The organism is Fructobacillus sp. ESL1117 (assembly GCF_058508565.1).
On the sequence record NZ_CP196385.1, the window covers coordinates 178,444 to 201,555 of the forward strand.

Here is a 23,112-nt window from a genome sequence, read left to right on the forward strand (position 1 = left end):
AAAGAAAACGCTTTCTTTTATCAATTTGTATTTTATACAAACTGCTTATATAATCAAATTGTAATAAAAGCAAATAAAGTAAAGGAATAGCAAATAATGGATATCAATAACAAGTATACAATCTATCAATCGCGGCACGCCTGGTTGGTAGCATCGACTATCTTCGTTTCGAGTGTTTTAACTGTGGTAGATGGCCATTACCAAATTAACGGCCATGCTGCAGAAGTTCGGACGGCACAAAATATTCAAGTCAATGACAATCGGGAGCAAAAAAAGTATCCGGAAGCTGCCAAGAAGGATTGGAATCAAGCTGACTTGGGGATGAATGTTTCCGGAACAGAAAGTAATCAAAAGAACCAAGAGCCTGCTGAAGGTAATGATGATCATACTAATTTTCTCTTTGATCAACGTCTTCCTGAGAGTCGTCACCAGGGTCCGGGAAGAACCTTAGGGGCAACCGCTACGACAAAAAGTACGGATAAGATAGAACTGGAGTCAGATAAACAAGGACCAGAGCAGAACCAAAAGCCATCCAATACAAAAGATCAGGAAAAGGACTTAGGAGAAACTAATTTAGCCAAGCAACCATTACTTTCATTGTATGAGCAAACAACTGATGCTTATGAAAAATTAGTCAGATCTTTAAAAACAAGCGAACCGAATTTAAATGGCGGTGGAGATGCCGTGTTAGACAGTGACCAGCGTCACATTGCTAAAGCTGGCCAGATGATTTTTGGTGAACCAGACAATTCGTTACTGGGGTTGGGCAGTGCTAAAAATGACTACTCGAATGTTTCCCAAATGCGATTAATGGTTGATGACTCATATACCCAAAAATTAACGGATCAAGTCAGGTCATTACTTGGTGAAGAGCAGAAAGCATCGAGAACGAGTTATTTCCCAAATCAAAATGCTCTTGTCTTGGGCGGCGGCATGCCATTAACAGCCAATATTTATTCTTCAAATGAGTCATCTTTAAATCCGGAACGTTATTATAAAATGTTGCAGGCAACCCTCAGTGCCGTTGCCAATGTTCTCAGTGTTGGTATGGTTCATGATAAGTTGACAAATAACTACGACCAGGGTCAATACGGAGTTTACTTACGTGTAGCGGTACCAGCTGGTGTTGATCCAAATGAATTTCTGAAGACCCTTAACTTAGACAGTAGCCGTTTTGCGGCGGAAATGAATTTTAATGCAACATTAGGCATTGACCGGTTAGTCAGTACGATCCCAGGGTTGAGCAAAATTTTGTCGCAAGGTTTGGGCTTGCCAGTTAGTGGGAATATTGGTTCTATTGTCGATTTGGTCTTAGGGAATACAGTTAGTCAGCTAAATGAAAAATACGGCACTAATTTGTCCTTTAAAAATTCAGATAGCCCGTTTTATCCAATTACAATTTATCCAAAAGCAACCAAGGTCAACGATCAAGAGGATCCCAATGCACTCTACTTACTGGTTCGAGGTGATGAATTGAATCACTATAGCGGTGCGGTGACTGAGGCAAAAATTTTACTGACGAAGTTCTTTATGGAAACACTGTCATGGGCTGGCAATATTCAGGGTAGCGCTTATGGCTACTTGAACTTCGATTTAAACCGTTACTCCGGTAATATGAGTAGTCAAGAAATGAAAAAACGTTACAATGCCGATGGTCAACACCAGCAACAGCTGGCGGATATGGAGCTTTATGCTGACGATAGTCCATATAAAATTTTGACGCGACACCAGCTACCCCCACAAGAATCTGGTCATGCTTTTCTGTCTTTAAACCTAATGGATAGTAATGATATGCTTGCTCGCTCGAGCCATGATTATGGTGAAAATGGGGATTTGGGTCGTGATATCGCACTGCGACGGGCCGATCAAAAAACTGTCCATCCGTTACCTTTATCAAAGGTACCAACATGGCGGGCCTATATTTCACTCTTTGATAAAGAAAAAGTTTTGAATACAAAGAAAGTAGCTGGGCATTCTGAAGAATGGGCAGAAGTTCCACACCAAGAACAAGTTCTTCCTGGTCAAGACCTTGACCACCGCGTTATCAAATTGTCGAATGGGCAAAATTTTTATGATCAAGCAGGGCGGTTTGACCGAGTAATTGACTATTTTGATCACCAGGTGTTGCTCGATGATCAGGGTTTTCACCCCAGTAAAAATGTACAATCGATCCGTTTGGTACGGTCAGTGGATCCGGCGGGTCAAAAAACTAGCCGGCAGGATTTTGCTATTTATAATCGTCCATTTACGGTTTACTATCACGGCGAAATGACATTGAACAACGGTGAAACAATTCCATTGAGGCCAACACAATTAACGGTTTTTCAGGAAAATCTCGACCAGCAATCACCGCTAGATAGTCAGCGGCGCGCTGCTTTTGCCACAATCAAAAAGCAGGGAGAATACCTCTTTAGTTTGATTCAGCATTTGAAACCAAAATTATTGGATCAAGTGACTGCTGACTATGGTCAAAAAATTCAAACAGTGGTAAGTGATGCCAACCAGAAATTAGACCAAGGTCAAACAACTACTGAAATTCAGCTGGTGCAAAAAGACCACCTTGACCAATTAATGGTCATTCAAAATCAGGCAACGCAAAACCAACCATTGCCTCCAGCATTACTCAATACAAATCGTGATTTAGCTTACCAACAGCTTGACCAAGAGGCACTTTCAACGAAGGTCGGCATTAATAATGCCCAGAGGCTTAATCAAGAGCAAAAGCGAGCTTTGCTCGCCAAGGTAGGAGTAGTTGCTCAGACTGGAAAGAATGAGATTGGTCTTGCGCCCGATGTGCCAGCAGTGCGTCGTGTTTTACTACGAAATGTCGAAGCATTGCGAGCAATTTTTGTCAGTCAAGCCAGCAAGGAGGACGCTCGGTTGACTTTGGTACAGGCTGGGCAAAAAAAGAAACAGGAATTTGCTGCGATTGTTCATGTTAACCAACAAAGTTTACACGAACAAGAAAAAAGGGTTGACCATGAAGTAACCGTTTATCGGCAACAGGTCAGTCAAGCTCAAACAGTAGCTGACTTAGCTCGGTCATTGGCGGATGGCCTACAGGCCATTGATGATGTGGCCAAGCCTGAATTGCAAATTGATTATCAACCAGTCAGTCCTGATGAAGTAAAGATTGCAGTTGTGGCTCTTCAAGAAAAGGGGTGGGGGACCAAAAAACGGTTTCGCGAAATTGCCCATACAGACTCAGTGAGTCTGCGCAGACAAGAGAAGTTGGTGACTGAGGAAATTAACCGGGGCTTAATGGCTATCCGTGCAGCACAAATTAAGCGAGAATTGCAGCAAGCACTCGACAGAGCATTGCGGGCAATTGACGGGGTTGCACAGCCACAGCTAATCAAAGAATTTCAAGCAGTTGCAGCAACTGATCGTCAACGTGCCATTGATGCAGTGGCAGCTGCTGGTCAACAAAAAAAGCAACTTTTTAAGAAAGTAGTGCACGTTGAACCTGATAGTTTAAATCAGCAGATCAACTTTGTTGATCAACTAGTGAAAAAAGCAATGATTTCTTTGCAGCAGGCTCAAACAAACCGGGAACTAGTTAGCATAATGGTTAACGCGTTCAAAGAAATCAATGCGGTCGCTAATCCAGCTAAGTTGATTGATTATCAGCCAGTTAGTCCAAATGACGTTCGTCACGCGCTTGCGGTTTTGCAACAGATTGGGCAAGAAAAAAGCGAGTTCTTCAATCAAATTATTGGTGTTGATCAAAGAAGTCTGGCAAAACAGCAAGCTGAATTGGAGCGGGTAATTTCGAATGGTATCGTGCAATTAAAACAGGCAGAAACTAACCGCGAATTTGAGCAGAGTTTTCAAGGAATCTGCCAATCTATTCGCGCGGTTGCCAAGCCAACAATTCAAAGAGAGCTGCAGAAGGTAACAGCAGCTGAGAAAACTCAATCAGTTGCCTTCTTAGAGCAAGCAGCTCAACGTCAGCGTGACTCTTTCAAAAAAATTGCTCATGTTGATCAAAAAAGTCTGGACCAACAACTGTCGGTTCTAGATGAGGTTCTCAAAGCCGGAACTCAATTGATTAACCAAGCAAAGACAAAGGGAGATTTTGCTAAGGCTAGCGAGCAGGCATTAACCGCAGTGAGGGCGGTCGCCAAACCAGTGGTGGAATTTGATTACCAAGAGGTCAATGTTCAGGCTGTGAGTCAGGCTTATAGCAAACTTTTAGACATTGTTTCAGCTAAGCAGAAGCAGTTTAAGCAGATTTTGCATGTTGATCCAATGAGTTTGGTTAAGCAAATGCAACTGTTAGACACCATTATGAAAGCCACGACAATCGAATTGAATCAATCAATGATTCAAAAAGACATCCGGAATGCCTACAATAAAGGAGCTAAGGCGCTTAATTTAGTTGCAGTGCCAAAAATTTTAAATCAATACCAGCCGGTTACGTCAGAAGAACGCCTGTTGGGTCAACGGACCTTGCAAAATGCTTGTACAGAGAAAAAAGCTGATTTTGCAGCCATTAACCATGTTGATCAAGAGAGATTAGAGGCTCAGAAATTAGTTCTTGACTCGGTTTTAGCAACAGGATTACAGGAATTGCAACAAGCAAAAACCAATGCCAGCTTCCGAAAGACTTTGGCGACTAACCTTGACCGTATTCAAAGGGTTAAAAAGCCGTCAATTCAAAAAGACTACCAACCGGTTACTGATATGAACCGTTATTTAGCACAACAGGCGATTAATTATGCTGGTCAGGCTAAAAAACAAGCTATTTTTGCTGTCAAGCACGGCGAACAAAAGAGTGTTCAACGGCAAGTGGAAGCAGTACAAAAAACCGTTGCACAAACGCAGCTAGCCATTATTCGAGCAGCGGTTCAAGGAGAAGTCGAACGGGCGGTCAAGACTGGCTTCGAGTTGCTTGCTAAGGTTGCCGGGCCAGTATTAGAATTTGATTACCAACCAGTCACTTTAGCTGATCGAAACCAAGCCTTTCTTGTCCTAAATCAAGCAGCTAATAACAAAAAAGCTACTTTTACAGCTATTGATCATGTTGATCCAGTGAATTTGTCACTGCAGGTCAGCTTGATTGAAAAAAATAGAACGAATGGTCAGGAATTGCTGTTAGGTGCGAAAAACAAGAAGGACCTTCGTCAAAAATTGGCGACAACATTAATGCACTTTGATCAAGTGGCTGATCCGCTGAAGACAATTGGTTACCGTCAAGTTGAAGTCAGTGATCAAGCAGATGCCAAGAATCAATTGAAAATTGCCGCTGAGAATCAAAAACAAAAATTTGCAGCTTTGGTGGGAGTTGATCCTGAAAGTTTGGCCCAACAGCAACTTTTAGTTGACCAAGAGCAAGCACTTGCCAATCACAGCGTCGATCAGTCCCGGACTGATGGGGAACTGAAAACTGCTTGCCAACAGGGACTGGCAGCAATTCGTCAAATTGCACCACCACATGTTCTGGAAGAACTTCAGCCAGCCTCAATTACAGACAAAAAGTTGGCTAAGGATTATTTGAATCAGATTGTGGCTAAGTGTCAACAATCCTTCCGTCAAATTAATCATGTGGATCAAACTAGCCTGACCCAGCAATTGCAGTTATTGAACCAAGCTAGTGAGCAAGGCAAAAAAAGTATTGACGAAGCGACGACGAAGGGGGCATTGAATCAGGTGCTTAGCCATGCTGAGCAAGCGATTACCCGTATCAGTCAACCTGGCTTACACCCGCTTTTTCAACCAGTTAGTCAGGATGAGAAAGCCGCTTTTGATGATATTCTGGTACACCAAGCTACTTTGAAAAAGGACCAGTTTACTGCGATTGTCCATGTTGACCAAGAAAGTTTCAGCCAACAACAGCAGGCTATTGATCAAGCCTTGGCACAAGCAAAGGACTTAGTTGCCGAGGCTAAGACGAAGTTTGATTTAAACCGGGCCTTTGTGACTGGATTGCAGGGGATTCAAGACGTCGCCCAACCGGTTATTCAAGTAGAATTCCGGCCAGTTGTCAAAGCTGACCGGAAGCAAGCATTGGCCATTGTCAATCAGGCCTTTTTGAAAAAACAAAAATATTTTGTTGGCCTGCAAAATGTGGTTCCTAATAGTTACAAGGGCCAAATGGCGGCTTTAAAAGCTGCTCGAAAGGCAGCAGTTTTGATGCTGTCAGCGGTTGAAAACCAAGGACAGTTGCATACCGCTCTGCAAGCAGGATTAGGTGCTTTGGGTCAAGTAGCCGAACCAACGTTAAAGTTGGCTTATCAACCAGTTAGTGTGGCTGATAAAATCGATATTGAAAAGATGTTGATTCAATATGGCCGTGCTAAGCAGGAACGATTTGCTAAGATTGCCCAGGTTGACCCAGATAGCCTCGAGCAACAGCAACAGCAAATTGATCACATCCTTGATCAAGTCAACAAGAACTTAGCTCAAGTTAAGGTGAATCAAGAGTTAACGACGGTACAAAAGCAGGTGTTGGCTAAGATTGATTTAGTTGCCGATCCAGTTTTGCTATCGGCTTATCAACTAGTGACAGACCGGGAGCGAGCCGTGGCAGAGCAAAAAATTACCGCTGCTAGCCAGTCAAAGCGGGCAGATTTTTGGGCCATCGAGCACGTTGATCAGCAGAGCTTGAAACAGCAGTTGGAACAACTAGCTGATGTTTTGCGGACAGGCCAGTCATTAATGCAGCAGGCCAAAGTACGCTATCAATTTGATGCAGCAGTTAAGCAAAGTTTAGCTGATATACAGTCAGTAGCCCAGCCAAGTATCGCCTCAGAATACCGTTTAGCTAGGGCAAATCAAAAAGTAGATGCGAAGCAGACATTACTGTTAGCAGCTAAAGAAAAGGTTGATTATTTTGCAAAATTGGATGGTGTCGATCAATCAAGTTTGATGATACAAAAGGAACTGTTAGCGGACATAGTGCAGCGTTACTCGGCTTTAGTTGATCAGGTAGAAACTGTTCACGATCTGCATGTACTTCTCAACAAGGCGGTGCAGGATGTTAACCATATAAAACAGCCACAGCAAAATTGGCAGGATCAAGCGGTTAATAAAGATGAAATTCAAACTGCGAGCCAAGATGTAACTGCGACAGGGGAAAACCGGATGCAGGACTTTGGGCAAATTATAGGCGTCGATCCAACCGCGTTAGCTCAGCAACAGCAAGTAGTGAGCCGGGCTGTCCAGGATGGTCTGGTGGCGATTAACTTGGCCAAGAATCATCGCCAATTAAAGGAAGTGGTTCAAAGCATTAAGAACGCGATTCAGAAGGTTCAATCACCACAAATACAATGGGTTTTCCGGCAGCCGACGAAGGCAGATCGGCAGAAAGCTAAGGATAATCTTCACCAAAAAGCAAATGAGCAAAAACAGATTTTTGAAAAGTTGCCAGGTGTCGATGCTAAGTCAGTAGCAAAGCAAGCCGCCACGATTGATCGAATCGTTCAACGGGCCAAGCAAAAATTAGATGAAGCTGTGGTGAATGCTGGTCTGATAGCGATTAAACAGAGTGCCTTGGAGGCTATTGGAACGGTTAATCAACCAAATCTGCTACGTTCTTTCCAGACAATTGATGTTAATGAAGTTAACCGTGCTGAAAGTGTAATCCAAGTTGTTGGAGATGGTTTGAAGAAGCAGTTTAATGCGATTGAAAATGTTGATCCGGTTAATTTGCAGCAACAAATAAACCGCATTGATCAGGTGATTACTATTGCTAAGAAACGGCTGAATGGTGCCAAGACGAATACTGCAGTTGATCAGATTCAGGGAGAAACTTTGGCTGACTTGGTCTCGATTGCCGCGCCAAGCGCATTAACGCTTGAGCGTGAAATACGGGAACAAGCACATCGTCAAATTGACTGGGCTGGTGCAAAGAAGCAGGCGGAAATTGACTTGCTACCAAGACCAGTTAAATTAACCTATCAAACTCTTGTCACTCAGTTACGGGCCATCTTAGCGCAGGCTCACCAAGCAGTCGTCCAGGCAAAGACTGTCCAGGATTTAGCTGAGCAATTAACAAAATTCTGGCAGATGATGAATACTTTAACGCTACCAGTGGCGACTGAAAAGCGCTCGGATCAAGCAGCAATTCAGGCAGCTGAGCGACAAGTTGATCAGGCAGGTGACAAGCAGCAAGCAACCATTGGATCAGCCCTGAAGGCCAATCAACAAGAACAGGAAGCAGCTATGGCTCAACTACAAAAAATACTTGCACATGCGCACCAGCAAATTAGCCAGGCAAAAAACCAACAAGACCTTGATGAGACTGTAAAGGCTATTTTGGATGCGATTAAAGCAACTACTAATTCTAAGGTTCCTCTCACCAAGTTGGCTATTAGTCCTGTTAAAGATGGCACTAAGGTCACTAGAGTTGGCGGAGTGGTGATAGCAGCCGACCTAATAGGCAGCTCTAAGAAAAGCATGGTGGCATTGGTGAAAAGGAATGATCAAAAGCCGGTTTCCTCAGTGCTGCAGCCAGTTGAAGAAACAAAAGTCACTGCTCAAACTAAACAGTTGCCCCTTGGTTTTCCAGAAAATAACGATACAAAAACCAATGTCAGTGAAAGCCCGCAAAAGCAGGAGCCGGTGATTCATAACAATGACTTACCAGTTCCAAATAATGAAATTGGTAGCAGCTTCAGCCAATCCAATTTGGTTAGCGTTTTACCACAAACGAATCAGCAGGTGAATAATCGTCAGTCGGTGAAAGCACTTATTTTGACCGTTTGGTTAACTGTCTTAACAGGATTTGGTTTGACCAAAAAACAGCCCGATGACATTGGGTAATTGGCACAGTTTGCGATAAAATTAAAAAATTCACGCAATTAGATTGAAATTTGTGTTTTTGAATGAAAAAGTCTTTTGAGGAGCCGGACAGAAAAGATCGATTAGTCACAGAGTAATCGAGCTTTTTTGTTTAGCAATGTTCATGCAAAAATTCATCAAGAAATCTGTTTTCAGAGACTTTATTTCCAAATTTGTTGTGCTATAATTGATGCCTGATGACATTTGGAAAGGAGTAGCGTACTGATATTAGTACGCGATATTACGCATATGCCAGCAGTATTTATGCGACGAGCACAGGCTCGTGATGTCTCTGAAATCGTTGCGATTTTGCAGACCGCCAAAGGTTATTTAAAGGAGCAGGGGATTGACCAGTGGCAATCCGATTACCCGAATGAAGCGACAATCCAAGCTGATTTGGATGCGCAACAGGGTTTTGTCTTAGTAGTCGGTGATGAGGTGGCAGGATACGCTGCTGCCTTTGAAGGGGAAGATCCACTCTACACGGATATTAAAGAGGGTAGTTGGGCCGATAGTGGTCACGAACACGACTATGCCTCACTCCATCGGGTAGCGATGTCGGATAAGTTCCGTGGCCAGCGACTAACACCACGTTTTTTCACGGCGTTAATTTCATTCTTTTATGCACGGGGTGCCCGCGATTTTCGCATCGATACCCATCCGGGGAATCTCCCTATGCAAAAGGTGATTGCCAATAATGGCTTTGAAAAGCGTGGTTCAGTTGATATGCTTGAAGCAGAACATATTTCAACAAAGCGCTTTGCCTACCAACTACTTATTAATGATTAAAGAAAAAGCCGTCAATCAGCTGATTGGCGGTTTTTTTGAGCTATAATCTTGGCTTAAATTCACTTTTTTAAACTAATAGTGTCCTTAATCTTGTAGGGCCTGGAGGGCCAGATAGTGGGGCCCCTGATTTTTTCGATCTGCAACCCATGTGTAAAAGGTTAAATCAGGATTGGGTAAGAGGGCTAAAATTAAATCGACTTCTTTTTGGTAGTGTTTGGCATAGCCTTTTTGCATGGAACTGACTAAAATTTTTGAATCCGAAACGATTTCAACAAGTTGGCTGGCTTGGAGGATGGCTAATTCTGATTTAATTGCCCAAAGTAAAGCTAAAAATTCAGCTTGGTGGTTATCCTCACAGTCCGCTAAGCGAACTTTTTTTTGGTATTGTTGACCATTTTGAACGAGAACAAGACCAGCACTGGCATGGTGGCTGTCCTTTTGGAAAGCAGCATCGATTGCTAAACGAATCACATTTTTATCCTTTCTGGGACTTTTCTTCAATTCTAACAATACCAGAATGCACCAGTAAATGGTAAAATAATAGATGTTTAGATACGGAACAAGGAGAACGTTTCATGCGTATTATTCGCGGTTTTTACCAACCGAAGGCAGACTGGTCCAATATTGCTTGGATTATGTGGCTATCCGTTTTAATCATTAGTCCTATTTGGGCTAGTGAGCTTTTCTATAATATTAATTGGTGGTGGGTAACCTATACCATTTTTATGATTTTGATTGGCCTATGGACTTTTTTGGGACGCAAAGTCATACTTGAAAATCAAACCTTAACGATTAGTAGTGCCTGGATGATGAAAAAACAAGTCATTAACCTGAATGACTCAGCAGTTAATTGGTTTTTTGACCAAAAGGCACTCATTATTGTCATTGGCGGTCGGCCACGGGCCTATCACCTTTCGAAGAGAATGGCGCAAGCGCTGAAAGGAATGGCCTAAATGGCTGAAACAACACTGGTCACATTGACAATTGATCAAGAACAGGGCCGATTAGATGCCGTTTTGGGACAGGCAAAACTACCATATTCGCGGTCAACACTGGCTAACTGGATTAAAGCAGGACTCGTATTAGTCAATCATCAAGCCGTGAAACGGTCTTATGTGGTCAAGCAGGGCGATGTTGTTAGCATTAACCCGCCAGCGGTGAAAGAAACGGCACTTGAGGCAGAAAATATTCCCCTTGATATTGTATACGAAGACGATGATTTATTGGTTGTGAATAAGCCGCAAGGGATGGTTGTCCACCCAGCGCCAGGCCATTCTGGGGGAACCTTGGTGAACGCTTTACTCTACCATGCCCCCTTATCAACAATTAACGGTGAATTCCGTCCTGGTATTGTTCACCGGATTGATCGTGATACCTCTGGTTTGCTGATGGTGGCCAAAAATGACCAAGCCCACCATGCCTTAGCTGCTGAATTAAAGGCTCATAAAACGCAAAGAATTTACTATGCGTTGGTCAAGGGCAACTTTGAGGAAAATGAAGGAACGATTGATGCACCAATCGGTCGTCATCCTAAGGATCGTAAGAAACAAGCCGTGATTGGAGATGGCCGTGAGGCCGTGACTCATTTCAAGGTGATTGAGCGTTTTGGCGGTTATACACTGTTAGAATTAGCATTAGAGACCGGTCGAACGCATCAAATTCGGGTGCACCTGGCTTACATTGGTCATCCCGTTGTTGGCGATAGTGTTTATGGTCACCAGGACAAGATTTTTAATATCAAATTACCAGGTCAGCTTCTTCACGCAAAAACGCTTGTGCTGACCCAACCAAAGACACAAGAAGAACTCCGATTTGATTCAGCACTACCGGCTCTGTTTGACCAGGTATTGCAAGAATTGCGTGAAAACCAAGGTTTATAATCGGTGAAAAAATCAGTTAATCGTGTTAATAGGCCCGACAGAAAGGACGAAACATGGCAAATAAAGTAGTGTTAGACCAGGATTCGATGCAACGAGCATTGACTCGAATCACTTACGAAATTTTGGAACGGAATAAGGGTGGTCAAAATCTCATTTTAGTGGGGATTAAGACTCGTGGCGAGTACTTGGCCCACCGGATTGCTGACCGCTTGGAACAACTGGAACAGGTTCAAATTCCTGTGATGGCGATTGATGTCACTAATTACCGTGATGATCACCTGGACAGTGGTGATGATTTGGGCTTGGACCCAGCTGAAAAACTCAACATTGCCAATCAAAACATTGTCTTGGTTGATGACGTGCTCTTTACCGGTCGGACCACTCGTGCTGCTTTGGATGCTTTGATTCAAATTGGACGTCCTCAGGCGATTGCTTTGGCAGTTTTGGTTGACCGCGGTCACCGCGAATTGCCAATCCGGGCTGATTTCGTTGGTAAAAACATCCCAACTGCCCAAAATGAAAAAATTAAGGTAAAAGTCAAGGAATTTGATGGGGAAGACTCGGTTGAAATTGTCCATTAGGACAAGTTAGTTCGTCGTGCCTTTGAAAATCAGGGCTGGAGAGAACCTGATTTTTTCGAAAATAGTAGATAATGAGAGAAAAAGTATGGAACGGCACCTAATTTTAGAGGATGGAACGGTTTTCTCTGGCCAAGGCTTTGGCGCACCAGCGACAACCTTTGGCGAGATTATTTTTGATACCGCTACCTCCGGCTATCAGGAAACAATTACAAATCCAATTTATGATGGGCAAATGATTGTCTTTGCGATGCCAGTTGTTGGCGCCGATGGCATTCATGCGGAGGCCTATGAGTCGACTACACCCAAAATTCGTGGTGTAGTTGTTCACGATTTGGCGGAAGTATCCACTAATCGGCAGCGGCGGATGAACCTGGACCGCTTTTTGCAGCATCATAATATTCCGGGACTGTATGAGGTCGATACGCGTAAGTTAATCCGCCACCTTCGCGAAACGGGCCCGCAAAAAGCGACAATTGTTGATGTTGTCGATGACCACGCAGTTGACCAGTTGGTGGCCACCGTGTTGACAAACAAACAGGTTCAAAACACGGCTACCCCGAAGGCCTATGCCAACCCTGGCCATGGTTTTCACATTATTGTGATTGATTTTGGTTTAAAACACGGGATTCTGCGAGTCCTTGGTGACTACGATGCCAATGTGACGGTCCTGCCCTATACAACAACGGTTGATGAAGTGTTGACACTGGACCCCGATGGTATTATTTTATCAACTGGTCCTGGTAATCCCGAGGATTTGCCTGATTCGGTCCTGACTTTGATTCGAGTCTTACAGACGAAAATGCCTTTGTTAGGTCTTGGTCTTGGACACGAGCTCCTGGCATTGGCCAATGGGGCTGAAATTCAAGCCTTACCGGCTGAATACCATGGTATGAATCATCCGATCCAAGAAATTATCTCGCAACAGCTTTTTTATGCCCGGCAGGGGCGTGGCTATGTGATTGATGAGCATTCACTAGATGGCAAGAAACTCTTTGTGACCCACCGCGATCTGGTTGATGGATCAATCCAAGGAATTCGTTTGCGCGACAATCCAGCCTTTTCTGTGCAATTCTTTCCGGATGGGGCACCTGGTCCTCTTGAAGCCAACGGAATCTTTGCGGATTTTTTTGAAACGGTAGCAGATTATGTACAAAAAAATAGTTGAAACGCCGGTTAAAAAAGTACTTTTTATCGGTGGTGGCGAAACAGACTTTGGCCTCCAAGGCGAAAGTGATGCCGCAATTTACCAAGTTTTGCCAATTTTAAATGGCCTTGGTTATACAGTGACAGTTTTGGATGATAATCCCTATTCGTTGGCCCTGGAATCACCAGCGGCTACCGGATTTTTACGGACTTTGACTGTCCAAAACGTAAAGAAAATTATTAAGTCTCAAAAGATTGATGGTGTGATGCCGCTTTTTGGTGGTGTGCGGGCGTTGCGTTTATGGGACCAGGTTGTTTCTGAGTGGCGTGAAGCAGATGGTGTTTTGCCACAAACGCTTGGTTTAGCGGCTAGCGAACTGCACGAGGTTAACGATGGGACTTTACTCTTTGACCGAATTGAGGAAATAGGCCTAAGTGTTACCGCCTCGGCCGTGGTGCAAAACCAAGAAGAAGCGAATGAAATGTTGCGCGATTTGGAATTGCCCTTGGTCATTCGGGCACACAACCCAGTTCAGGGCACGACGAGACAAATTGTTGAGCGCTTGGATGACTTTGACCGCGTTGTTAACCGGGTCATGGGTCAATCATTAACTAACGAGGTGCTGATTGCTAAGGCAATTAATGGTCTCAAAGAAGTCTCTGTCTTGGTTGTTCGTGACCGTGATGGTAACTGTCTTCAGGTCGGAGCCTCTGAAGATATGGATCCAATTGGCATTCATACGGCCGACTCACTCTCAGTTGCGCCGGTTTTGACGGTCTCCGATCAAATTTTGCAGCAAATGCGAATTCAAGCCTTTGCGATTGCTGACTTAATTGGCCTTCGTGGTGTGTTACACGTTCAGTTTGCTCTTGATGAAAAGACGGGTGAAATTTATGTAATTAAGGTTTCGCCTTATCTTGATCATTTGGCGAACCGGATGGCTGTGATGACCGGTTATCCTGTGATGCTGGTAGCAGCGCAGCTGGCCATGGGCAAGAAAATTACCGAGGTCTATTTGCCAAATGCCTTCCATGAAAAAACGGCGATTATGGAGCCGGTGATGGACCATATTGTCGTTAAGTTGCCGGTTTTCTCCTTTGGTGACCTGGAAGCGATGGGCATTAAAGTTAATCGTCAATTGAATTCAGTGCAAAAATCAGTTGGGTCGGCTTTGGGATTTGGTCGAACATTTGTGGAAGCGATGGAAAAGGCCATTCGTTCGGCCCACTTCAATAACCGGTCGTTTTCCCCAAAATATATGGCCGATGTCTCGGATGATGAACTGATTCAACAGTTGATTCATCCGCAAGATAACCGAGTTTTGCTCTTAATTGAGGCCTTACGTCGTGGTTATGAAGTCGATGAACTGGCTGAATTAACTAATATTGATGAGTTTTACTTTTACCAACTGAATCGTCTAATCGACATTGAGCGGTCGGTTGACCAGGATAAAATTGATGCCGATGCACTACGACGAGCGAAGAAATTTGGCCTTTCGGATGGCCTGATTGCCCGTTTTTGGCAAACTGATTTTCAAGCAATTCGTACCTTAGCGCGACAAAATAATATCCAGCCAACTTATAAGGCCTTGGAGCCATCTGCTGGTGAATTTCCCGAGCATGCACGGCAATTCTTTGCCACCTTTGAAGAAGAAAATGAGTCCGAACCAATTTGCGCCCAGTCGGTTTTGATTATTGGGCCAGGGGCCTTTCGAATGGGGGACGGGGCATCAGCTGGTTATATGACCAGCGTGACGCTGTCCGAGTTGCATCGATTGGATTATCAAACGATTATCATGAACAACAATGCGGCGGATCCAACTCTGTTGCCACACCTGTCAGATAAACAGTATTTGGAACCTCTTGAAGTTTCGGATGTCATGTCGGTGGTTGATAAGGAACAACCTCATGCTATTTTGGTTCCAGGTAATCGTAAAAAATTGATTGAAGCATTGCAGGCAATGGGTCAACACGTGATTGTTTTCCCGAAAGAAAAGCATCATCCGAGCGGACCCGAAAAGCATCAATCGGAGTTTAGCTTGAATTTCTTCTATGATGGCGAAGAAAAGCACCCATTGGTCGTAACGCAGCACCGACCTGGTGAAGTTCGCATTCTCGACCAAGCGATTGATCCGGCTCTTCTGGATGGATTGGTATTAGCGAGTCCAGGTCTGTATCAAATTATTTGGCGCGTCGACTTGGATGCTTGGGTCAGCAAAATTCCTTTGCCTGACTTACGCGTGGATACTTGGCTGCGGCCAATGCCATACGGACATATTGCTTACCTGACTAAGGTTTTGGGCATTCCATTGGGCCGGATGATTGTGCGAGCTTGGGTTGGGCAGCTAAATGAAGCTGACCGCCAATACCTAGCTGCTATTAAGGGCCAGCATGAAACGGCTAAATTGGCGATGGCAGCAAAAAATACAGACTTTGACTTACACTTGCACCCCGATAAAGCTATTGATTTAACTCGCTTTGAAATGGGCGCCAAGGTAGTCCCGTATGAAAGCGAGAATAGCGATGGGCAAAAGTAATCAGTATCCAACTGAAATCCTTTATGGGGTAATGGTCACTGAGGGTAAGTCTGGTGATTACCAAGTCAAACACGGTCAAAAACTGCACCCCTGGCGAATCGGTAAACACACGAAAGGTCAGGTTGTCGGTCCTGGACAAATCTTTTTGACCGAAAAAAATCAGAAGGTCGTTTTAATTAAAACGGCACCGTTAGCTTTCAAAAACCGTCACAACTATCAGCCGATGGGTCGGTTTACTAGTGAAATGATGGTTGTCCCAGCTGATTTTCAAGAATAAAATGAAGGACAATAAAAAGGCTACTGAATCGAAAATGATTCGGCAGCCTTTTTTGCTGGTTGAAAAAAGTTAATTTAAGTCATACTTGCGGTTGACATTAAAGAAGAAAAGCAAGCCGTTAAGGGCAACGATGCCCGCTGAAACAATAAAGATGGCACGGTAATCAAAGATGTTGGCGATAGCAGCTCCTAGCATTGGGCCCATTACGGATCCAACTGCTTGGAAGGATTGGTTATAGGAGAAAATCCGAGAAACCATGCCGGCCGGTGAATTCTTGGTTAACAATGTTTGAATTGCGGGTAACATTGTCGAATCCGAAATGCCAACCGCAAAACGTAGGAGGATTAATCCGATGACGGAAGTAACGAAAGCTGTTGGGATAAAAGCGAAGACGGCCATGACGAAACCGGCTTGAATCAGGTACTTGGTCCCAATTTTATCACCCAAGCGACCAAAGACTGGGGCAAAGATCACTGTGGCCAAACCAGGCATAGCGGCCACGATTCCAGCGATAAAGGTGACGCTGCCCTGGTTGTGCACGACTTCGCGAACAAAGAGGGACACGATTGGGTTAATCGACATATTGACGGTTTGAATCAACATGGTGGTCAAGAACAGGGAGACCAAGAGTGTTTTTTTGGGGAGTGTCTTCCAACTAACCTTGATGACAGGATTTTCTTCTTGACCTGTAGCAACTGGCCGTTCTTCGACCAAGAACCAAATAAAGAAGAAAACGATTAACAGAATCAAACCAGTAATATGGAAGAGCGTTTGGTAAGAAACGACCGAAGCCATGGCACCACCGAAAAGTGGACCAATTAACTGGCCACCAGTAAAGCCAGTGACGATAATTCCTAATGAACGACCTACTTTTTCCTTAGGTGTCTGGGTGGCAATGAGGGCGTTGGCATTTGACACAAAGCCACCTAATGCCCCCTGTAAAGCTCGCAAAGCCAGTAGTTCAAAGACGTTTTGGGCAAAACCCATTAAAAAGAGGGAAATTGCCAGGCCAAGGGCGGCCCGCATCATCATTAATTTGCGGCCTTTTTTATCGGCGACTCGCCCCCAAATGGGTGAGACGACAGCGGTCACTAAAAAGTTGATGGCAAAAGCCGCACCGGAGTAAAAAGTCAATTCTGATTTGGAAAAGTGGCCCAATGTATCGATGTACAAGGGCATAAATGGCAAGACTTCAGAAAAAGCGACGCCGGTCATAAAAACGGCGAGCCAAACAATCCAAATATTTCGTTGCCAGTTAATCGCTTGATCAGGTGTTTCTCGATCAGATTCAGTCATATATTACCTCCTTGACTGTCAAAATTGATAATCTGCTAATCTAGTAGTTTACTCCTTTTTAAAAAGACTTGCACGAAAGGCAGATGACGATTTCGTGAAAAATGTAAAGATACTGCTATTTTAAATGTTCGAAAATTAGTGGAATGGGGACCGTCGAGTAGCGACAAGTGCTGTTTTCATTGGCTTTATGGGCCATGATTATGATGCTGATTTTAATTGGTGGTAGCAAGCAGGTCAATCGTTTGGATTCCTGGCTAAAGGCTTGTTTGCCAGGTTAAAGTATTTTATAATAGGGAATACCTAAACACGTTTCCAAAAAGAAGGACAGCTATTGTTCTTTTTTTCATTTAGCTAACTCAGGCCGCTGCTGGGTAATCTTGATTTAAAGGAAGGTCTTTTTCAATGACCAAGTACAAGGAATACACTGCCAATGATGTCATGGAAATGGTCAGGGCTTACATGCCGGATGACCAGGTTGTCAAGGTGCAAGCGGCCTATGATTGGGCTAAGAATTTGCATGCCCAACAAAGGCGTCATTCTGGCGAACCTTACATTATTCATCCAATCCAAGTTGCTGGTATTTTGGCCGAGTTAAAGATGGATGAAGCAACAATTGTGGCTGGTTTTTTGCATGATATTGTAGAAGACACACCAGTTAGTTTGGAAGATGTGACGGAGCACTTTGATCCTGTTGTCGGCCGTATTGTCGATGGTGTGACCAAAATTTCAAAAATTAAGTACCAGGATTCCAAGGTTCAACTTGCCGAAAACCATCGCAAGTTACTTTTAGCAATGGCAAAGGATATTCGGGTCATTATCGTCAAATTAGCCGATCGGTTGCACAATATGCGCACCCTCGATGCTTTGCGCCCTGATAAGCAACGCCGGATTGCCCATGAGACGCTTTCAATTTATGCGCCTTTGGCTGACCGACTTGGAATTTCGGCAATTAAATGGGAATTGGAAGACCTTTCCTTGGCAGTTTTGGAACCAGACGCCTACCATCAAATTGCTGGTCAAATGGATATGAAGCGTGAGGAACGGTTAAAGGCCATCCAAATCGCTGTTGATAAGATTGAAGACAGTATTCATGACCTCGGTTTGCAAAATGTTGTCGTTTATGGACGGCCAAAGCATATTTATTCAATTTATCGCAAATTAGTTGACAAACATAAGTCATTTGGCGAAATTTATGACCTTTCAGCTATTCGAGTTTTAACTAACTCAATTCCTGATACCTATGCCGTTTTGGGTGCTATTCATGCGCATTGGACACCAATTCCAGGACGTTTCAAGGATTATATTGCCTTGCCAAAGCCAAATGGCTACCAGTCGTTGCATACAACGGTGATTGGTCCTTCTGGCAGACCTTTGGAAGTGCAAATCAGAACCCATGCGATGCACCAAGTCGCTGAATTCGGGGTTGCGGCCCACTGGGCTTATAAGCAACATGGCGGAACTTCTAACCAATCAGCCGATGTCAAGGACCAAAGCGAACGGGCTTTGAACGTGATTCAGGGGATTTTGGAATTGCAGGAATCGGCAACGGATGCCCAGGACTTTATGGATTCGGTTCAAGCCGATCTCTTCGTTGACCGGGTTTATGCCTTTTCACCCGCAGGCGATGTTTATGAATTGCCAAAAGGTGCCGGCCCTTTGGACATGGCCTTTGCTATTCACTCTAATTTGGGAACTAAAACGACCGGGGCCAAGGCCAATGGCCGCATTGTTCCATTGGACTACAAAATTCAAAATGGCGACATTATGGAAATCTTGACCGGCCCTAATGCGAGTCCTTCAAGAGACTGGTTGGATTTGGTTTCAACGCGTAAGGCGCGACACAAGATTAAGCACTTCTTGAAGTCGCAAGACCGAGCCGATAATATTGAAAATGGCCTTGAAGCCATCTCACGTGCACTTTTTGAAATGCACTTTAACCCAGTTGGTTTCGTAACCGATGAACAAATTGCGGCCGTGGCGGAAACGATGCAGGCCGGTACTCGTGAAGATTTGTTGGCCGCTGTTGGCTATGGTGATATTTCAAGATTAGCAGTTGCCAAGGAACTGACCCGTCATGTTCGTGAAGAACGTGAGGCGGCGGATGCCGAAGAACTGCAAAAAAGCTTATTGGAAGATGGCCAGGCTATTAAAAAGGAACCTCAGGTGCCGAAGCAAAAAAGTCGTGACCGCGATAAGCAGTCCGACGTGGTCATTGCCGGAGTTGATAACCTTTTAGTTCGTTTGTCTGGTTGCTGTACACCAGTGCCGGGGGATCCCGTGATGGGCTATATATCCCAAGGGCGGGGCATTGCCGTCCATCGTTTTGATTGTCCAAACATTCATGCAGCTCAGCAAAAGGGTCAGCGATTGGTGGATGTTATTTGGGCAGATGTCAATGGTCAACGACCAGATTACACTGCTGATTTAACCATTCATGCCGAAAATGAACCGGGTATTTTGAATGCCATTTTGCGGTCTTTGAATGCCAAGACTCGCTTTATCAAAGAAATCAACGGACATGTAACCAAGGGGGGCATGGTGCAGGTTCAAGCATCAATTGGAGTAGCGAACTTAGCTCAATTGAATGGCATAATCGATGCTTTGTTAGCAGATCACTCGGTTTATGATGTGAAGCGAACAATCCATTGAAGTGCTGCTAGTTGCTATGGTTGGTTTTCGAGGCCGCTGGTTCTTAGTCAATGGCTATTGTGATTCAGCTACTTATCAGTTAAATGATTAGACGTTAAAAGGACGTCCTGCCAGTCTTGATGTACTGAGCAGGGCGTCCTTTTAGTTTTAAGGGAAACTGATTTTTAACGGGCCTTTAACCAGTAAACCAGGCCGAAGGGAATCGTTGATTCTGTTCCCGTAAAGATGCGACCGATGTTTTTACGGTGGCGGTAGAAAACAAAAATCGTTAAGGTGATGGCGACAATCGATAAAATCCAATCGTGATAGTAAAAGACGGACATGCAAGTGGCGAAGGTAAAGCCGACCATGGAGGCCACCGAAACCATGGAGAAGAGAATTAGGCAGGTAACAAAGATGGTACAAACCATCAAAAAGAGTGGGGTATTATAAACGGATAAGACACCGGCTGACACTGCCACGGCCTTGCCACCCTTGAAGCCAATCCAAATTGAGAAGGTATGTCCCAAGATAGCAAAAAGGCCAACAAGCATCACATTGACGTGCTGCCAGCCAAAGAGTGCTGGCAAAGACGCTGCCAAAGCGCCCTTAAGAATGTCTAAACATAAGACAATCGTTCCCGGAACGGGGCCCAGAATTCGAAAGGCATTGGTGGTCCCGATGTTACCAGAGCCCTCGGTTCGGATGTCTTTATGGTAAAAGACCTTACCTAACCAATATCCTGGAACCATTGACCCTAAGAGATAGGCCAAGACCAGGATGAAAGCGATTTTTAACATAGTTTTTAAAACTCCTTTTTTCTAAAAAGAAACAGCACGTTACATTTTACCATAGGATTTTATTTTTCCTGGTTAAATTTTTCTGAGAAACCCTAGGGGAAAAGGACGGGTGGGATTTGGTTGGTTTTTAGGCTTTAGAACTTTTCTTTTTTCCTATTGTCAGTTTGTAAATTTTAATCTATGATAATTATTGATTGTCTAAGATAATAGCATTACTTGTTTTAACTGAACAGAATACATTATCTTAGACGAAATGACGAGAAGGAAGAAGACCGTGGCAAAGCAAACACACTACGACTCAGATTCAATTAAAATTTTAGAAGGATTGGAGGCAGTTCGGAAACGCCCCGGTATGTATATCGGATCGACTGATGGACGTGGACTCCATCATTTGGTGTATGAAATTGTTGACAACGCCGTTGATGAGGCCCTAGGGAACTTCGGAAACGATATTGCGGTGACAATTGAAGAAAATAATGCCATTACTGTTCGTGATTTTGGCCGTGGCATGCCGGTTGGAATGCACTCTTCTGGAAAACCAACGCCCGAAGTGATTTTGACGGTTCTCCATGCTGGTGGAAAGTTTGGCCAGGGTGGTTATGCCACTTCTGGTGGCCTGCACGGTGTTGGTTCCTCTGTTGTGAACGCCTTGTCGGAACATCTGAAGGTGACAATCGTTCGCGATGGCCACCGCTTTGAAGAAAGTTTTGAAAATGGGGGCCACCCAGTTGGCACCCTGATTGATTTAGGCCCCACTAAGGACCATACCGGGACAACGGTGACGTTTAAACCGGACGCAAGCATTTTTTCAACCACTGTCTTTAAGTTTGATACTTTGGCTGAACGCCTACGAGAGTCGGCCTTTTTGATGTCAGGGGTCAAGTTTACCCTGACCGATAAGCGGGTAACGCCCGTTCGCGAAGAAGTTTACCACTATGACCATGGTCTGCAGTCTTTTGTTCAGTTTTTAAATGAGGAAAAAGAGGGCTTAGGTCCAGTGATGACCTTTGAGGGAACAGCTGATGGTATTTTGGTCGACGTTGCTGCCCAATATAACGATGGCTACTCTGAAACCCTGCTGTCCTTTGTTAACAATGTGCGGACACAGGACGGTGGAACCCACGAGGTTGGTTTTCGGTCGGCCTGGACTAAGGCCTTTAATGAGTATGCCCGCCGGGTTAACCTCTTAAAGGAAAAGGATAAGAACCTTGAAGGCTCAGACGTCAGAGAAGGATTGTCGGCCGTGATTTCTTTGCGTGTCCCAGAAGAAATTTTGCAATTTGAAGGACAGACAAAGGATAAATTAGGAACAACCGAGGCCCGGGCAGCTGTGGATGGGGTGGTTAATGAAACCCTGTCGCGCTTTTTGCTGGAAAACGGTGACTTTGGTCAAAAGATTGTCCGTAAGGCACTCCGTGCTCGCGAAGCCCGTGAGGCTGCTCGTAAGGCCCGTGAGGAATCCCGGACAGGTAAGTCCAAAGGTAAGCGTGACCGTTTATTGTCTGGTAAGTTAGCACCAGCCCAGTCAAAGAACGCTGATAAGAACGAACTGTTTTTAGTTGAGGGTGATTCAGCCGGTGGCTCTGCTAAGCAAGGCCGGGATCGTAAGTTCCAGGCAATTTTGCCCTTGCGTGGTAAGGTCTTAAACACCCAAAAGGCGAAATTGGCGGACATCTTAAAAAATGAGGAACTTTCGACTCTGATTTATGCAATTGGTGGCGGAGTCGGCCCTGATTTTAATATTAAAAATGCGGCCTTTGATAAGATTATTATTATGACCGATGCCGATGATGATGGGGCCCACATTCAAACCCTGTTGCTGACTTTCTTTTATAAGTACATGCGGCCTTTGATTGAGGCCGGGCGTGTCTACATTGCCTTACCACCACTTTACCGAGTGAAGTACCGTGGCAAGAAGGAAGATTCTTTTGCATGGACCAATGATGAATTGGCAACAATCACAGCAGCCGCTAAGGTGAAGTACGAATTAACTCGTTTTAAGGGCTTGGGCGAAATGAATGCACCATTACTCTGGGAAACAACGATGGACCCTGAATCGCGGACACTGATTCGGGTTAAGATTGATGACGCTGTTTTGGCTGAAAAGCGGGTCACAACGTTGATGGGTGATAAGGTTGACCCTCGGCGCCAATGGATTGAAAGCAACGTTCAGTTTACTCTGGAAGAAGACGGCTCAATTTTGGATAACGTTGCCGGTGGTGACGAAGCAAATGCCCAAGTCTTCGAACAGGCAATTGCTGGTCATAATCGTACCGATGATGAACAAAATGACCAGGTCATTGTTGCTAAGGGAAAAGCAGCTAAAAAAAAGGCTGATAACCCAGCAAGCAAAACAGCAGACCATGTTGAGAACTTAGACTTGTTTTAATAACTAAT

At 44.4% G+C, this 23,112-nt stretch carries 13 protein-coding genes; 10 read left to right on the plus strand and 3 right to left on the minus strand.

Going from position 1 to position 23,112, the window contains the following annotated elements; all coding sequences use genetic code 11:
- Positions 1 to 96 precede the first annotated feature (96 nt).
- Together ACSYSH_RS00880 and ACSYSH_RS00885 are read left to right on the plus strand one after the other, a co-directional pair.
- Positions 97 to 8,766, plus strand: a complete 8,670-nt coding sequence (locus ACSYSH_RS00880) for a hypothetical protein (RefSeq protein WP_491702603.1) — start codon at positions 97 to 99, stop codon at positions 8,764 to 8,766.
- 282 nt (positions 8,767 to 9,048) lie between these two features.
- On the plus strand, positions 9,049 to 9,573 hold the full coding sequence (locus ACSYSH_RS00885; RefSeq protein ID WP_489816433.1) for a GNAT family N-acetyltransferase: 525 nt from the start codon (positions 9,049 to 9,051) through the stop codon (positions 9,571 to 9,573).
- A gap of 84 nt (positions 9,574 to 9,657) precedes the next feature.
- Here the strand turns inward: ACSYSH_RS00885 and ACSYSH_RS00890 are convergent, their stop codons facing one another.
- A complete protein-coding gene (locus ACSYSH_RS00890; RefSeq protein WP_491702601.1) occupies positions 9,658 to 10,044 on the minus strand; it encodes an RNase H family protein in 387 nt (128 codons plus the stop codon).
- A 104-nt stretch (positions 10,045 to 10,148) separates the two neighbouring features.
- On the opposite strand from ACSYSH_RS00890, the gene ACSYSH_RS00895 reads away from it, so the two are divergent.
- The 6 genes from ACSYSH_RS00895 to ACSYSH_RS00920 all read left to right on the plus strand — a co-directional run bounded on the left by ACSYSH_RS00895 (position 10,149) and on the right by ACSYSH_RS00920 (position 15,991).
- Positions 10,149 to 10,526, plus strand: a complete 378-nt coding sequence (locus ACSYSH_RS00895) for an EbsA family protein (RefSeq protein ID WP_489816435.1) — start codon at positions 10,149 to 10,151, stop codon at positions 10,524 to 10,526.
- A complete protein-coding gene (locus tag ACSYSH_RS00900; protein WP_491702600.1) occupies positions 10,527 to 11,453 on the plus strand; it encodes an RluA family pseudouridine synthase in 927 nt (308 codons plus the stop codon).
- A gap of 53 nt (positions 11,454 to 11,506) precedes the next feature.
- A complete protein-coding gene (gene pyrR / locus ACSYSH_RS00905) occupies positions 11,507 to 12,034 on the plus strand; it encodes a bifunctional pyr operon transcriptional regulator/uracil phosphoribosyltransferase PyrR (protein WP_047974823.1) in 528 nt (175 codons plus the stop codon).
- 85 nt (positions 12,035 to 12,119) lie between these two features.
- Positions 12,120 to 13,199, plus strand: a complete 1,080-nt coding sequence (locus tag ACSYSH_RS00910) for a carbamoyl phosphate synthase small subunit (protein ID WP_252774066.1) — start codon at positions 12,120 to 12,122, stop codon at positions 13,197 to 13,199.
- A complete protein-coding gene (locus ACSYSH_RS00915) occupies positions 13,180 to 15,714 on the plus strand; it encodes an ATP-binding protein (RefSeq protein ID WP_491702599.1) in 2,535 nt (844 codons plus the stop codon). The genes ACSYSH_RS00910 and ACSYSH_RS00915 overlap by 20 nt, the downstream gene beginning before the upstream one ends.
- Positions 15,701 to 15,991 (plus strand): DUF7671 family protein, encoded by a 291-nt coding sequence (locus tag ACSYSH_RS00920; RefSeq protein ID WP_252774064.1) that lies wholly within the window; start codon positions 15,701 to 15,703, stop codon positions 15,989 to 15,991. Before ACSYSH_RS00915 ends, ACSYSH_RS00920 begins: the two co-directional genes overlap by 14 nt.
- A 69-nt stretch (positions 15,992 to 16,060) precedes the next feature.
- Here the strand turns inward: ACSYSH_RS00920 and ACSYSH_RS00925 are convergent, their stop codons facing one another.
- Positions 16,061 to 17,287, minus strand: coding sequence for an MFS transporter (locus ACSYSH_RS00925; RefSeq protein ID WP_491702597.1), 1,227 nt, complete (start codon positions 17,285 to 17,287; stop codon positions 16,061 to 16,063).
- Between the two features lie 402 nt (positions 17,288 to 17,689).
- Here ACSYSH_RS00925 and ACSYSH_RS00930 point away from each other — a divergent pair, with 402 nt between their 5' ends.
- Positions 17,690 to 19,936 (plus strand): RelA/SpoT family protein, encoded by a 2,247-nt coding sequence (locus tag ACSYSH_RS00930; RefSeq protein WP_491702596.1) that lies wholly within the window; start codon positions 17,690 to 17,692, stop codon positions 19,934 to 19,936.
- A gap of 164 nt (positions 19,937 to 20,100) precedes the next feature.
- On the opposite strand, the gene plsY is transcribed toward ACSYSH_RS00930, so the two are convergent.
- Complete coding sequence (gene plsY / locus ACSYSH_RS00935) at positions 20,101 to 20,715, minus strand: glycerol-3-phosphate 1-O-acyltransferase PlsY (protein ID WP_252774061.1); 615 nt, start codon at positions 20,713 to 20,715, stop codon at positions 20,101 to 20,103.
- 274 nt (positions 20,716 to 20,989) lie between these two features.
- Between plsY and parE the strand changes: the two genes are divergently transcribed.
- A complete protein-coding gene (gene parE, locus ACSYSH_RS00940; RefSeq protein ID WP_491702595.1) occupies positions 20,990 to 23,104 on the plus strand; it encodes a DNA topoisomerase IV subunit B in 2,115 nt (704 codons plus the stop codon).
- The last annotated feature ends 8 nt before the right edge of the window (positions 23,105 to 23,112 follow it).